Here is a 13,650-nt window from a genome sequence, read left to right as displayed (position 1 = left end):
GTACGTCGACGGCTATGCACTGTCAATTCACGCTCGAGTTTTTTGTGAAGTAGGTTCATTATGTTGTAGACTCACAATATGACTGCGACCCCGAATACCGTGATCCTCGATCAGGTTCTCGCGCTCACGACGCTCTTCAGCGCCGACATGGCGCGCAGCGACAACGAGCTTGGATTGACCCCGTCACGCACGCACCTATTGTGGATGCTTCAGACCGGTGGCCCGCAGACGCAACGCTCACTCGCCGAGGCAATGAGCGTGTCGCCGCGCAACGTCACGGGGCTCGTCGACGCACTCGTCGAGACAGGCTTCGTCACGCGCGAGACGCACCCGAGCGACCGTCGAGCTGTGCTCGTGACGCTCACGAGCACAGGTGCCACCACGATGTCGCGCATGCACGCCGACCACGAGCAACTCGCCGACGATCTGCTGCGCGACCTCTCCCCCGAGCGTCGCGAGCGCTTTGCGGCAGACGTCGCCACGGTCACGGCGACGCTTGCCAAGCTCATCGCCGCACACGAGGCAGAACGATGAGCCGATTTCTGTACATGGCATGGCGGGGCACTCGATTTGCAGTGCTCTACGAACTGCGCATCTACCAGAGCCTGTACTTCTGGATCGCGCGCCGTCAACCGACACGCACACCCAGCAGCATCCCCTTCTCGTACGTCACCTCCGTCGCCCCGGCCCTGATCGGGTTCATCGTCGCATCGGCGATCGAGGTGCCCGTCGCTCACTTTCTGCTCTCACCGTGGCCTCCCGTGCAGATCGGATTTCTTATCGTCGGCATCTGGGGACTCATCTGGATGTTCGGCCTCGGTGCTGCCATGACCGTATACCCGCACACCCTCGATGACACCGGCATCCACATTAGAAACGGCTTCAACGCCCGCGTGGACGTTCCCTGGCACAGTGTCGAATCGGTGTCACTCGAGCAGCGTTCCTACGAAAAGGGAAAGCACGTTCAGATTGTCGAGAACGACGGCGAACGCACACTCTGCCTGACGCACGGAAGCGAAACGACGGTCACGGTGACGCTTCGCGAGCCGACGCAGATCGCCGTGGCCGGGCGCACAGAAATTGTCAGTCGGGTTCGGCTGCGGCCCGACAGCCCTCGGGATCTCGTAGTGGCCGCTCGATCATGGACGTCGCGCGTCACCTAACCGCGCATGACGGATGCTGTGACGCGAGGCGCCACGGCGGATGCTCCGATCGAGAGAACGACGGCGAGCGCGAATACTGCGGCAAATGCCCACAGGCCAGACCCCGCCACCGTAAAGAGAATGCCCGTGACGGCAAGTGCGAGAGCCCCGCCGAGCGAATCGGCAATGGACATGGCGGAGCTGTTGAAGCCCTGGTCGACCGTCGTCGAATACGTGAGCACCATGATCGAGGTTCGCGGATACACGAGCCCCATTCCCGCTCCCGCAATGGTCCAGCCGATGATCAGAACAACGGGCGAAAGGTGCAGCGCCGCCGTCAGGGCCGCGGTGACTGTCGACACAAGAATGAGCAGAGCGCCGATGCGCACGAAGACGACGCTTTCCAGTCGCAGACCAATGCGGCCCTGCACAGTGGATGCGCCAGACCAGCTGAGGGCAGCGAACGTCAGAGCGAGGCCCGCGACGCTCGGACTAAACGCGTACTCGCGCGTCAACAGGTACGGCACATACACCTCAGCGCCGATGAATGCCGCGGCGGCAAGTCCGCGCAGAGCGATGACCGACGGGAGTCCGTGTGTCGCACGCAGAACGCCTCGCGGCATAAGCCGGGCAACGGCGATCACCGCGAGAGCGCCGAAGCCGAGAGCGAGCGGCCATCCGACGGTCGGCAGCCTTCCGAGCAGGCTGAGTCCGAGCACACCTCCCGCAGCCAGCGTGGCGAGCACGAGGCGCCGAGCGGGAAACCGGGCACCGTCGCCGTGGGTGCGTTCGATCGAGCGCAGCGACGGGATGATCATGGCGAGCGCCACAATGACGAGCCCGACGACTCCGAGAAACACCCAATGCCAGCTGAGTGTCTCAGCGACGATACCCGAGATGAACGGGCCGACAAGCGAGGGGATCACCCACGCCGCAGCGAATGCGGCGAAGACCTTGGGATGCAATTCTGCGGGGAAGACGCGAGCAACAACGACGTACAGGGCAACGGTGAGCCCTCCGCCGCCAAGCCCTTGCACGAGTCGTCCGACGACGAAGAGGTCCATCGTCCACGCCACGCCGGCGATCAGCAGGCCAATCACGAACGCGGCGACCGACGCGTAGAGGGGTACGACAGGTCCACGCCGGTCTGCCCATGTTCCCGCGCCGACCATGCCTATGATGCCCGTCGCGAGCGGACCGGCGAAGGCGAGCGCGTACAGCGCTTCGCCGTTCAGGTCGGCGCTCACGACGGGCATTACCGTTGTGACAGCGAGGGATTCGAACGCCGAGAAGAACACGAGCGCGACCGTTCCCGTCGTCACCCAGCGATATCTTCTATTCAGGATCCCGGCCGCTTCGCGGTTCTCGGCGATCGTTCTCTCACCTGTCACAACACCCACCGTAGAACCTCAACTATGGTTGAGGTCAAGCGTGAGAGAAAGGCGCCGACTTATGCCACAGATACCCGGAGGCAAGCACCACGATCTGACGATCGGTGAGCTGTCGGCACGCAGCGGCGTTGCAGCGTCCGCCCTGCACTTCTACGAACGCAACGGGCTCATCGTTGCGGAGCGAACGGGCGGCAATCAGCGCCGCTATCGCCGGGACACTCTGCGTCGCGTCGCATTCATCCGCACATCGCAGCGCGTCGGAATGTCACTCGCGGACATCAGGGCTGCACTCGATTCGCTTCCCGATGGCCGTACCCCGACGAAGCGTGATTGGGCACGACTGTCTGCGGGATGGCGCCAGCAGCTCGACGAACGCATCGCAGCGCTGGAGCATCTGCGCAACGACCTCGACGGCTGCATCGGCTGCGGGTGCTTGAGCCTCAAACGATGTTCACTGCAGAACCCAGACGATTCGCTCGGCGACGAAGGCACGGGGCCACGACGCTGGCTTGACGCCTGACACCGACCGCAAGACCACGTGGTAACGTGCCGCCGGGCAACCGGCGGCGGGTCAGCGCTTTTTCGCCACGCGCGCCAGAGCGCTGTCGACATCGGCGAGCAGATCGTCGACGTTCTCGATGCCGACCGAGAGTCGAACGACGTTCTCAGGCACAGCGAGCGCCGTTCCCTTTACCGATGCGTGTGTCATCTCGCTCGGGTAGTTGACGAGCGACTCGACACCGCCAAGCGACTCGGCGAGCGTAAAGACAGAGAGTCTCTCAGCGAACCGGCGCGCAGCTTTCTCGCCTCCGGTGAGGGCGAGCGACAGCATCCCACCGAATCTCGACATCTGCTGGCCGGCCAGCGCATGGCCCGGGTGCGATTCGAGACCCGGGTAGTAGACACGCTCCACGCCGTCATGCCCCTCGAGAAACTCAGCGATCTTCTGCGCGTTCGCCGAGTGCCGTTCCATGCGCACGTCGAGAGTCTTGATGCCACGCGACGTCAGGTAAGCGTCGAACGGGCTCGACACCGCGCCAGCCGCGAACTGCATGAAGCGCACTTTCTCGTGCAGCGCTGCGTCATTCAGCACGACGGCGCCCCCGACGACATCCGAGTGACCGCCGAGATATTTCGTTGTCGAATGCACGACTACGTCGGCTCCAAGCGAGAGCGGCTGCTGCAATGCAGGCGTGGCAAACGTGTTGTCGACGACGACGATGAGGCCTGAAGCATGACCCAGCTCGGTGAGTTCAGCGATGTCGGTGATCTTCATGAGCGGGTTTGACGGTGTCTCGACCCACAACACCTTCGATTGCTCCCGAATTGCCGCCTGCACGTCGCGCAAGTTGCCTAGATCGACAACCGTGTGCTCGATGCCCCACGACGCGAAGATGCTCGCGAGCAACCGGTACGTTCCGCCGTACACGTCATTGCCGATCACCACGTGGTCGCCGGGGCGCAGGATGCCGCGCAGCAGGGCATCCTCGGCGGCGAGTCCAGACGAGAACGAAATGGCGTGCTTCGCGCCCTCGAGCGCGGCAAGCTGCAACTCAAGCGCCGAGCGTGTCGGATTGGCAGCACGGCCGTACTCATAGCCCTCGCGCAGGTTTCCGATGCCGTCCTGCATGTGCGTCGACGTCACGTGAATCGGCGGGATCACGGCGCCAGTTGTCGGGTCAGCCGCCTGCCCGGCGTGAATGGCCCGCGTTGAGAATCCTGGAGTTTTCGACATGGCTACCTTCCGTGATGCTGCGGCCTCGCCGCAGCATCCGTCGATCGATCAGTTGCTGAAAAATGTGAGCAGGTCCTGCCGCGTGAGCACAGCGGTGGGCTTGCCTTTGTGAGTGACGAGCAGAGCATCGGATGCTGCCAGCGCCGCGCGTGCGGCTGATACCGACGCTCCACTGCCGATGAGGGGCAGCGGATCTCCGATGACCGTCGACATAGCGTCATGCGCTGAAACGGCACCCGACGACACGGTGTCGAGCAGGTCACGCTCGGCAATCGCGCCGGCAACCTCTCCCATGACGACGGGCGGTTCTGCCGAAAGCACAGGGAGCTGCGAAACGCCGTACTCGCTCATGAGCTGGATGGCGTCGCGAATAGTGTCTGTCGGTCGCACGTGCACGAGCGCAGGAAGCCCTCCGCTCTTCGCCGTGACGACGTCGGACACCGTGCGTTCCTCTGTGTCATCGAGAAAGCCGTAGCTGCGCATCCAGTCATCGTTGAAGATCTTGCCGAGGTAGCCGCGACCTCCGTCTGGAAGCAGCACGACGACGACAGCGTCGGCGGGCAAATCGGCGGCGGCTTTGAGCGCGCTGACGACGGCCATACCGCTCGACCCACCGACCAGCAGCCCCTCTTCTCGGGCGAGCCGACGAGTCATCGAGAACGACTCAGCATCGCTCACGGGGATGACCTCATGAACGACGCTCGGGTCATACGCGCCGGGCCAGAAGTCTTCGCCCACACCCTCGACCAGGTACGGCCGACCGGTGCCGCCCGAGTAGACGGAACCCTCGGGATCCGAGCCGATGATCCGCACGGTGCCGTCAGAGACCTCCCGCAGGTAGCGCCCCGTCCCCGTGATGGTTCCGCCGGTGCCGACGCCAGCAACGAAATGCGTGACAGCGCCGTCTGTGTCGCGCCAGATCTCCGGCCCTGTCGTCTCGTAGTGGCTGCGCGGGCCGTTCGGGTTGAAGTACTGGTTTGGTTTGAACGCTCCGGGAATCTCGCGCGCCAAGCGGTCCGAGACCGAATAATACGATTCAGGGTCATCGGGAGCCACCGACGTGGGGGTGACGACGATCTCTGCGCCGTACGCCGTGAGCACGTTGCGCTTATCCACTCCCACCTTGTCGGGAAGAACAAAGACGCAGCGGTAGCCGCGTTGCTGCGCGATGAGGGCGAGCCCGACTCCGGTGTTGCCCGATGTGGGCTCGACGATGGTGCCGCCCGGCTTCAGATCACCTGCCTGCTCCGCAGCATCGATGATGCGTTCTGCAATGCGGTCCTTCGACGAGCCCCCGGGGTTGAGGTACTCCAGCTTCACGAGCACCGTCGCGGCGATGCCGGCGGTAACGCTGTTGAGCTTGACCAGCGGGGTGTCGCCGATGAGATCAGTGATGGAGGAGGCGTACTTCACAGGGGTTTCCGTTTCGTCGTCTGCCGTTTCTGGCGTCGAACCGAGCCTAATACGGCGGCGGTGTGCGACGGCCGACTATGACAGATGCTACGTCGGGCCGTGCCCACCCGCCTGTTCCCGGTACATCCGCGCGTACACACCGTCAGCGGCCAGGAGTTCACTATGCGTACCCTGCTCGACGATCTTCCCCGCATCGATGACGAGGATGCGGTCGGCTCCGACGATCGTCGAAAGTCGATGCGCGATGGCAATGGTGGTGCGTCCCTTCGATGCCGTGTCGAGGGCGTGCTGCACCACCCGCTCCGACAGTGAATCGAGGGCGCTCGTTGCCTCATCAAGCAGCATCACAGCCGGGTCTTTCAGCAGCACGCGCGCAATGGCGAGTCGCTGCTTCTCGCCCCCAGAGAGGCGGTAGCCGCGCTCACCCGCCAGCGTCTGGTAGCCGTCGGGGAAGGCAGCGATTGTGTCATGGATGTTCGCTGCACGCGCCGCCGCTTCGAGTTCGGCATCCGTCGCCTCGGGCCTCGCATAACGAAGGTTCTCAGCAATCGACGCGTGAAACAGATATGTCTCCTGACTCACGATGCCGATGCTGTCGATCACCGAGCCCTGCGTCAGCTTCCGCACATCGGCGCCCGCAAAAGTCACGGTGCCACTCGAGGCATCGTAGAGTCGCGCCGCCAGATATGAAATCGTCGTCTTTCCGGCACCCGATGGTCCGACGAACGCGGCGAACTCGCCGGGCGCGATGGCGAACGACACGTCGTCGAGTGTCGGGCGTGACTGCTCGGGAGCATCCGGATAGCGAAAGCTGACGTTCTCAAAGCTGACGCTCCCCAGCGGCCCCGGCGCATCGGCGACGTCAATCGCATCAGGACGCTCGACGATGGCCGGCTTGAGGTCGAGGTACTCGAAGATTCGCGCGAATAGCGCGCCAGAGGTCTGCAGATCGAGTGCGACGCGCATGAGGCTTGTGAGTGGAAACAGCAGTCGTGACTGAACTGTCGTGAACGCCACGATCGCTCCCGCCGTGATGTCTCCCGTGCCGCCCGTGATGAGCAGCCCGGCGCACAGGTAGACGATCGCGGGGATCGATGACATGAAGATGTTGACGAGAGCGAAAAACCCCTGCCCGCTCATCGATTGCCGCACCTGCAGGCCAATCTGAGTGCGGTTTGCTTCACGATAGCGATCGATCTCTGACTGCTGCCTGTTGAAACTCTTTGACAGCAGCACACCCGAGACGCTCAGTGTCTCTTGCGTGATTGCCGTCATGTCCGACAGCGACTCCTGTGCTTGCCCGGCAATGCGCGCACGCACTTGCCCGACACGGCGCTGCACGAGCACGAGCAGCGGCATCAGCACAATCGCCACAACGGTGAGCTGCCAGCTGATCAGCACCATCGCCACGAACGCCGCGATCACGTTCACCGTGTTTCCGAGCACGCTCGACACTGTGTTGGTCAGGGCATTTGCCACCCCGCCGACGTCGTTTTGCAGCCGCGACTGAATGACACCGGTCTTCGTGTGGGTGAAGAAGCTCAGCTCCATGGACTGCAACCGCCGAAAAAGCAGCACCCGAAGCTCGCCCATCACGCTGTTTCCTACCGTTGCCGTGAGATACGCCTGCCAGACGCCGAGCGCGGCCGACAGAATATAGAGGCCGATCATCACGGCGACGATCACACTGAGCGCTGACAGGTTCGGGCCTTCACCCTGCGGGAAAAGGCCAACGTCGAACGCACTCTCCACGAGCAGAGGCGGAATCACAGAGATTGCCGCGGTGACTAAAACGACGGCGACGGTGAGTGAGATTGCCAGTTTGTGCGGCCGAAAGAGCTCAAGTGTGCGCCGGAGCAAGTGCGGAATCTGCGGGGCGCTGGCGTTCTGCTCTTTCAGCGCCTCGCGATCGGCACGTGCGGCGCCGCCTACAGGCCGTCCGCCGCGCATACTCATAGATTCACCTTACGCAGGTGAGTCCATGAGTCGGGCGCGCCGTCGACGCTCTCGGCGAACGGCGTGCTCAGCCCTTCGTCGACCCGGCAAGGAGCCCACGCACGAAGTACCGTTGCAGGCTGAAGAACACAATGAGCGGCACGATCAGCGACACGAAAGCGGATGCTGTCAACCTCTGCCAGTCTTGCCCGCGCGTTCCGGTGAGCTCTGCCAGTCTCTGCGTGAGCGGTGCGACGTCTTGTGTTCCGCCCGAGAAGATCAGGGCGACCAGCAGGTCGTTCCACACCCACAGGAACTGGAAGATCGCAACGGAGGCGAGTGCAGGCATCGCCAGAGGAATCACGATCCGGAAGAAGACCTGGGCGTGGCTCGCGCCGTCAACGCGAGCGGCTTCGATGACGTCCTTGGGAATCTCGGAGATGAAATTGTGCAGCAGAAAGATCACGAGGGGAAGCCCGAAGATCGTGTGCGCTACCCAGATCGAAAGATAGCTCTGCTCGGGAATCATCGGGACGATGTCGTGTATGACTGCCTGAACCGGCTTGAGCAGCTGAACGGTCAGCTGCAGCAGAGGCAGCAGCGCCATCTGCAGCGGCACGATCTGCAGAGCGAACACGAAGATGAACAGCCAGTTCGAGCCTCTGAACCTCACCCACGCGAACACGTACGCGGCCATGGCGCCGAGCACGATCGGAAAGATCGTGCCGGGAATCGCGATGGCAAGCGAGTTGACGAAGTACGCGCCAAGCTGAGGTGACGAGGCGGATGCTGAGAGCAGCACTTCCTGATAATTGTCGAGCGTGAAGCCGGGGTTCTGAAAGATCGTCCACCATCCGGTGGACTGCAACAGTTCTTGTGGCCGGAATGACGAGACGAAGAGTCCGAATGTCGGGATCGTCCAGACGACGGCGATGAGAAGCGCGATCGCTGACGCAGGGCGCGAGGTCAGGCGTCGCTTGACGCGTCGGCTCGATCCCTGGTCAAAGCCAGCCTTCTGCCCGCCGTCCTTGGTCGTCACCGCAGCGGTGTGTGTCGGTGCCTGGCTCATCGGATCTCCCTCTGCTGCTTCAGCACGCGCACGTTGTAGATCACGATGGGCAGCACCATGATGAACAGAACGAGAGCAAGCGCCGAGCCGCGGCCCGGTTCATTTGCGCGAAAGGCCTGGGTGTACATCTCGTTGGCGATAACGCTCGAGCCGAAGTTTCCCGCTGTCATCGTGCGCACGATATCGAACACCTTGAGCGTCGCGATCGTGATTGTCGTCACGACAACAACAAGAGAGCCACGGATGCCGGGGAGCGTGACGTTCCGAAACCGCTGCCAGGCGTTGGTGCCGTCGAGTTCCGCGGCCTCGAGCTGGTCGGCGGGGATCGCCTTGATCGCGGCGGACAGGACGACCATCGCGAATCCGGTCTGAATCCAGATCATCACGACGATGAGCAGAAACGTGTTGATCGGGCTGGATTGCAGCCACTGTACTGGTTCTCCGCCGAACCACACGACGATCTGGTTGAGGAGGCCGATCTGATCTCGACCGCCTGCACGGTAGTCGTAGACGAACTTCCAAATGATGCCCGCGCCGACGAATGAAATCGCCATGGGCATGAAGACGAGTGCCTTATAGATCTTCTCGCCGCGCGACTTGTCGATGAACACCGCGTAGGCGAGACCGACGGCAGTGGAGATCGTCGGTACGAGGATCACCCAGATGACGGTGTTGAGAAGTGTCAGCAAAATCGTGGGCTGTGTGAACATCCATACGATGTTGTCGAGCCCGTTCCAGTTTCCGTTGCGGTCCGTGAACGACAGCAGCGTCGTTCGAATTGCCGGGTAGATCAGCCCCACAATAAGCAGGATCATTGCGGGTGCGAGAAAGCCGATGATCTGCCAGAGATTGCGGCCGCGTCTGGGCGTCTTGTCCAGCAGAAAGAGAAGAATTCCGATCACCGCAGCGAAGATCGCCAGGCCGCCAACCAGCTGGAGGATCTTGCCGATGAGGTCAGCAGTCGTCATTGTGTGACGCCTTTCATCGAGGGAAAGAAGAGCATGGTGGGGCCGCTTCAGCGGCCCCACCTGCGACAGATACGGTCAGCTGCTGGGCCAGCTTGACTCGATGGTGTCGGCTACATCCTGTGAGCTCTTGCCGTTCAGCCACTCGATGATGCCCGTCCAGAAGGAGGATGCTCCAACAGCGCTCGGCATCAGGTCGGAGCCGTCGAATCGGAACACAGTGTCTGGGTTCTGCAGAATCTTGACGCTGTCCTTCAGAATGTCACTGCCTGCGTTCTCCGGATCGAGCCCGGAGTTTGCGCTAATGACACCGCCGAGAGAGACGCGCTTGTTAGCCCAGGTGTCGCTTGAGAGATATGCGCGAACTGCTTCGACGGCATCGCTCTCTGTGAACGCGACGACGAGTTCGCCACCACCGGTCACTGCCTGTCCGGCATCGGCAGATGTGGGAGGCATCAGGAACGCATAGACGTCTCCGTCAGCCGCGACCTTTGTGCCCTCCGGCCAGAACCCTTCATAGAAGGATGCCTGGTGGTGCAGTGAGCACTCGCCATCGAGAATCGGAAGCCCTGCGTCACCGAATGCGGTGGAGATGACCGTGGATACGTCACCGAGACCGCCGTTCACCATCTCGGGATCCTTCAGATATTCGGCGGCCGAATCAAACGCCTTCACAATCGCGGGATCGTTGAAGGGGATCTCGTGTGTGACCCATTGGTCGTAGACATCGGGTCCGGCCTGGCGAAGAACGAAGTCCTCAATCCAGTCGGTGCCGGGCCAGCCGCTTGCCTCGCCAGATTCCATACCGGCGCACCAGGGCTTGTGATCGCCCTCTGCCGCGATGGTATCGCTGAGTTCTTTCAGCTCATCGAGTGTCTTCGGAATTTCGTAGCCCTTGTCCTTGAACTCACTTGGCGAGTACCAGATGTAGCCCTTAACACTGGCCATGAGCGGCGCTGCGAGAAACTCGTCGTTATAGGTTCCATATGTCTTCCAGTCTTCGGACCAGAATTCGTCGACGTGGTCCTCGACGGCCTGCGAGGCGGGCTTGAGGTAGCCCCCTTCGGCGAGCGAGTTAAAGAGGCCAGGCTGGGGAACGATGCCGATGTCCGGAGCATTGCCTGCCTTGGCCTGAACGGTGATCTGCGTTTCAAACTCCTGCGTGCCCTGATAGTTGACGTCAATCCCGGTGCACGCTGCGAAATCCTGCCAGGTCTTCGTCATGAGGTCGGCTTCGGTGTCGACGATGGTGCCGCTGATGTCAACGGATTCGTTCTCGAACGTGCCGTATTCCTCGTACGGCGAGCAGTCAGTGTCTCCCTTATCTTGGGCCGCGATATCTCCGGTACAGCCCGTCAGCGCAAGTCCGGCGACACCGGCAAACGCTAACGGGATGAGAACGCGCCTGCTGCGCTGTGTGAACCTCATCGTTGTCCTCCTCGTTGAGTGGTGCAGGGCGGGTGGTGGCACCCGTGAAAACCGTCAGGAACCGGTTCCAGTAGCCAAGCTACTTGGCTCCCAGCAAACCCACAAGGCGCCAAGATCACAAATAGATATCCCCTTGAGAACCAATCTGCGCGGAGTGGAAGCGCTCTCATGCGAAACACGACCTAAGGAACCGGTTCCACAATGAGCTAATCTGCGGTACTGTCGCCTCGAGTGAGAGCCACGAATCTTCGTCGGCTCGCGGACTCGAGTGTTTCTACTGCCGCTACGGAGGCCACCATGAGCGCTCTCGCCGACGTGGCGAAGCTCGCCGGCGTTTCAAAGTCAACAGCGAGCAGAGCGCTGTCCGGGGGCGGCTATGTCTCGGAGGAAACGCGACTGAGGGTCAGCTCGGCAGCCGACAAACTCGGGTATGTCGCCTCGCCCAACGCCGCGAGCCTCGTCACCGGGCGCACGAAGACTGTGGGCGTGATGATCCCGTTCATCTCTCGCTGGTTCTTCGGCGAAGTGCTCGAGGGCATCGAGTCCGAGCTGCGCTCCCATGGCTACGACATGACTCTCTATAACGTTCACCCCAACGAACGCAGCGACGACGTCTTCGACTATTTCCTTGCACGCAAGCGCTTTGATGGGATCATCGCTGTTGCCGTCGAGCCCGATGAATCTGACATCGTGCACCTGCGCACACTCGGCCGTCCGCTTGTCGGCATCGGCGGACACGTCCCCGGCATCGCGTCCATCGCCGTCGATGATGTCGGCATCTCTCGTCTGGCGACAGAGCATTTGGTCAGCCTCGGCCACACGAACATCGTGCACCTCGGCGGAGACTCCGGGCCACGCACCGATTTCTCGGTTCCGCGCAAGCGCCGTCTCGGATATGAACAGGCAATGGCCGCCGCTGGACTCGCCTTCACCGATCGCATCCGTGATGCAGATATGAGCATCCCTGACGGATATGAAGCCGCTGTCGATGTGCTGACCGATGCTCGAGACCGGCCAACCGCGATCTTTGCCGCGTGCGACGAACTCGCGATCGGCGCCATCATCGCGGCCAGACGACTCGGCATCGACGTTCCAGGCCAACTGAGTGTGATCGGCATCGACGGCCACGAATGCGCGGCGATGTTCTCGCTGACCACATTCGAGCAGTCACCGCGCGAGCAGGGAACCCTTGTCGTCGACACGCTTCTTCGAGCGATCGATGCGGACGAGAACCCTGCAGAGGGCGTGACCTTTCACCCGACGCGCCTCAAGGTGCGCAATTCAACGAGCGCAGCGCCCAGTCGCTGAGCGTTCAGGATGCCTCACCGGCGGCGATCGCGGAAGCTTCTTCCAGCTCGCTTTCGATCGGCGCGTTCACCCTGTGGAGCACTCGGTGCCCAATCAGGACCACGAGGAACGAGATGAGCGCAGCACCGGCAGCGACGAAGTACGGCACCGACGCGCCAAAGGCATCGGCAAGGATCGTCGCCGCGGTCGGGGCGATAGCACCACCGACGAAGCGGACACCAGAGTAGGCGGACGATGCGACCGAGCGTGGAAGATCGGTTGATTCCATGACCGACTCGGTGAGCACGGTGTTCAGCACGCCGAGCACGAGCCCACCGAAGACGATGCAGGCAATGAGCCCGGGGACGCTGTCGATGACGAGACCCGCGATGATGAGCGTGAGCGCCAACAGCGCGAGGGCGATGCGCAGCACCGTCGTTCGCTGAAGTCGCGCTGTCAGGAATGGCGCGAGGAAGACACTCGTGAGGGCGAGTCCCACGCCCCAGCCGAAGAACGTCAATCCGAGACCCATTGCCGGAAGTCCCAGTGGAAACGGTGAGTAGGCAAGCAGAACGAAGAATGCCATGTTGTAGAAGAGTGCAGCAATGGCGAGCAGACCGAGTGCCGGTCGGGCAAGCGCTTTGAATGGTGCCGAGACAGGAATCGGCTCGACGCGAGCGTTTGCCCCGGAGTCGGACTTCAGCAGAGTGACGATGGCGATAAAGCCGATCGCCATGAGAACAGCAGTGCCGAAGAACGGCCCTCGCCAGCTGATGTGGCCGAGTAGGCCCCCGAGGAGCGGGCCGACGGCGATACCGAGGCCGAGAGCGGCCTCGTACAGAATGATCGCCGCGCTGGAGCCGCCGGCTGCTGACCCGACGATTGTCGCCAGTGCCGTCGAGATGAACAGCGCGTTGCCGAGGCCCCAGCCCGCACGGAAGCCGATGACTGCCTCAACGTTGTTCGACAGCGCGGCGAACAACGCGAACGCCACGATGAGGACGAGACCGAACATCAGCGTGCGCTTCGCACCGAGGCGACTCGAGAGCCAACTCGTGAAGAACATGGCGATTCCCGTCACCGCAAGATAGCTGGTGAAGAGCATTTCTGTCTCTGTTGGCGTTGCCTGAAGGTCTTCGGCGATGCTCGGAAGAATCGGATCGACGAGACCGATGCCCATGAACGCAATGACCGCGGCGAATGCCACGGCCCAGACAGACTTGGGTTGCTTCAGGATGTCACGCATACCACCATCAGAGGATGCTTTCACGGGAATTGATCTCCT

Annotated in this window: 12 protein-coding genes; 4 read left to right on the top strand and 8 right to left on the bottom strand. The window is 62.2% G+C overall.

Going from position 1 to position 13,650, the window contains the following annotated elements:
- The first annotated feature begins 78 nt into the window (after window positions 1-78).
- The gene (locus tag HCR76_RS03055; RefSeq protein WP_166984803.1) at window positions 79-534 is read left to right on the top strand and encodes a MarR family winged helix-turn-helix transcriptional regulator; all 456 of its coding nucleotides are present in this window, start codon (window positions 79-81) and stop codon (window positions 532-534) included.
- Window positions 531-1,163 carry a YdbT family protein gene (locus HCR76_RS03050; RefSeq protein ID WP_166984805.1) on the top strand — a complete coding sequence of 211 codons (633 nt, stop codon included), beginning with the start codon at window positions 531-533 and terminating at the stop codon, window positions 1,161-1,163. Before HCR76_RS03055 ends, HCR76_RS03050 begins: the two co-directional genes overlap by 4 nt.
- On the opposite strand, the gene HCR76_RS03045 is transcribed toward HCR76_RS03050, so the two are convergent.
- On the bottom strand, window positions 1,160-2,533 hold the full coding sequence (locus HCR76_RS03045) for an MFS transporter (protein ID WP_244971470.1): 1,374 nt from the start codon (window positions 2,531-2,533) through the stop codon (window positions 1,160-1,162). The two genes, HCR76_RS03050 and HCR76_RS03045, sit on opposite strands and share 4 nt — an antisense overlap.
- 61 nt (window positions 2,534-2,594) lie before the next feature.
- Here HCR76_RS03045 and soxR point away from each other — a divergent pair, with 61 nt between their 5' ends.
- Entirely contained in the window at window positions 2,595-3,053 is a 459-nt protein-coding gene (gene soxR / locus HCR76_RS03040; RefSeq protein ID WP_166984807.1) for a redox-sensitive transcriptional activator SoxR, read from the top strand.
- A gap of 51 nt (window positions 3,054-3,104) precedes the next feature.
- Here soxR and HCR76_RS03035 read toward each other — a convergent pair whose 3' ends face one another.
- The 6 genes from HCR76_RS03035 to HCR76_RS03010 all read right to left on the bottom strand — a co-directional run bounded on the left by HCR76_RS03035 (window position 3,105) and on the right by HCR76_RS03010 (window position 11,078).
- Complete coding sequence (locus HCR76_RS03035) at window positions 3,105-4,268, bottom strand: cystathionine gamma-synthase (protein ID WP_166984809.1); 1,164 nt, start codon at window positions 4,266-4,268, stop codon at window positions 3,105-3,107.
- 48 nt (window positions 4,269-4,316) lie between these two features.
- The gene (locus HCR76_RS03030; protein ID WP_166984811.1) at window positions 4,317-5,681 is read right to left on the bottom strand and encodes a cystathionine beta-synthase; all 1,365 of its coding nucleotides are present in this window, start codon (window positions 5,679-5,681) and stop codon (window positions 4,317-4,319) included.
- 87 nt (window positions 5,682-5,768) lie between these two features.
- On the bottom strand, window positions 5,769-7,637 hold the full coding sequence (locus HCR76_RS03025; protein ID WP_166984813.1) for an ABC transporter ATP-binding protein: 1,869 nt from the start codon (window positions 7,635-7,637) through the stop codon (window positions 5,769-5,771).
- Between the two features lie 67 nt (window positions 7,638-7,704).
- Window positions 7,705-8,685: a carbohydrate ABC transporter permease gene (locus tag HCR76_RS03020; protein WP_166984815.1), complete on the bottom strand. Its 981-nt coding sequence runs from the start codon at window positions 8,683-8,685 to the stop codon at window positions 7,705-7,707.
- Entirely contained in the window at window positions 8,682-9,653 is a 972-nt protein-coding gene (locus HCR76_RS03015; RefSeq protein ID WP_166984817.1) for a carbohydrate ABC transporter permease, read from the bottom strand. Before HCR76_RS03015 ends, HCR76_RS03020 begins: the two co-directional genes overlap by 4 nt.
- A gap of 75 nt (window positions 9,654-9,728) precedes the next feature.
- Window positions 9,729-11,078, bottom strand: coding sequence for an ABC transporter substrate-binding protein (locus tag HCR76_RS03010; protein ID WP_166984819.1), 1,350 nt, complete (start codon window positions 11,076-11,078; stop codon window positions 9,729-9,731).
- Between the two features lie 297 nt (window positions 11,079-11,375).
- Here HCR76_RS03010 and HCR76_RS03005 point away from each other — a divergent pair, with 297 nt between their 5' ends.
- Window positions 11,376-12,386, top strand: coding sequence for a LacI family DNA-binding transcriptional regulator (locus HCR76_RS03005; protein ID WP_166984821.1), 1,011 nt, complete (start codon window positions 11,376-11,378; stop codon window positions 12,384-12,386).
- A gap of 4 nt (window positions 12,387-12,390) precedes the next feature.
- On the opposite strand, the gene HCR76_RS03000 is transcribed toward HCR76_RS03005, so the two are convergent.
- Window positions 12,391-13,635 (bottom strand): MFS transporter, encoded by a 1,245-nt coding sequence (locus HCR76_RS03000; protein ID WP_434063573.1) that lies wholly within the window; start codon window positions 13,633-13,635, stop codon window positions 12,391-12,393.
- Between the last annotated feature and the right edge of the window lie 15 nt (window positions 13,636-13,650).

The sequence above is a fragment of the Paramicrobacterium chengjingii genome (assembly GCF_011751765.2).
Lineage (GTDB): Bacteria > Actinomycetota > Actinomycetes > Actinomycetales > Microbacteriaceae > Paramicrobacterium > Paramicrobacterium chengjingii.
Note: the sequence above shows the minus strand (reverse complement) of the source record. Positions and strands in the feature narration are given on the sequence as shown.

Excerpts from the sequence above, each read along its gene's own strand:
- HCR76_RS03005 (WP_166984821.1), top strand. The coding sequence starts at position 11,376 with ATGAGCGCTCTCGCCGACGTGGCGAAGCTCGCCGGCGTTTCAAAGTCA.
- HCR76_RS03020 (WP_166984815.1), bottom strand. The coding sequence starts at position 8,685 with ATGAGCCAGGCACCGACACACACCGCTGCGGTGACGACCAAGGACGGC.
- HCR76_RS03025 (WP_166984813.1), bottom strand. The coding sequence starts at position 7,637 with ATGAGTATGCGCGGCGGACGGCCTGTAGGCGGCGCCGCACGTGCCGAT.
- HCR76_RS03055 (WP_166984803.1), top strand. The coding sequence starts at position 79 with ATGACTGCGACCCCGAATACCGTGATCCTCGATCAGGTTCTCGCGCTC.
- HCR76_RS03035 (WP_166984809.1), bottom strand. The coding sequence starts at position 4,268 with ATGTCGAAAACTCCAGGATTCTCAACGCGGGCCATTCACGCCGGGCAG.
- HCR76_RS03015 (WP_166984817.1), bottom strand. The coding sequence starts at position 9,653 with ATGACGACTGCTGACCTCATCGGCAAGATCCTCCAGCTGGTTGGCGGC.
- soxR (WP_166984807.1), top strand. The coding sequence starts at position 2,595 with ATGCCACAGATACCCGGAGGCAAGCACCACGATCTGACGATCGGTGAG.
- HCR76_RS03050 (WP_166984805.1), top strand. The coding sequence starts at position 531 with ATGAGCCGATTTCTGTACATGGCATGGCGGGGCACTCGATTTGCAGTG.
- HCR76_RS03010 (WP_166984819.1), bottom strand. The coding sequence starts at position 11,078 with ATGAGGTTCACACAGCGCAGCAGGCGCGTTCTCATCCCGTTAGCGTTT.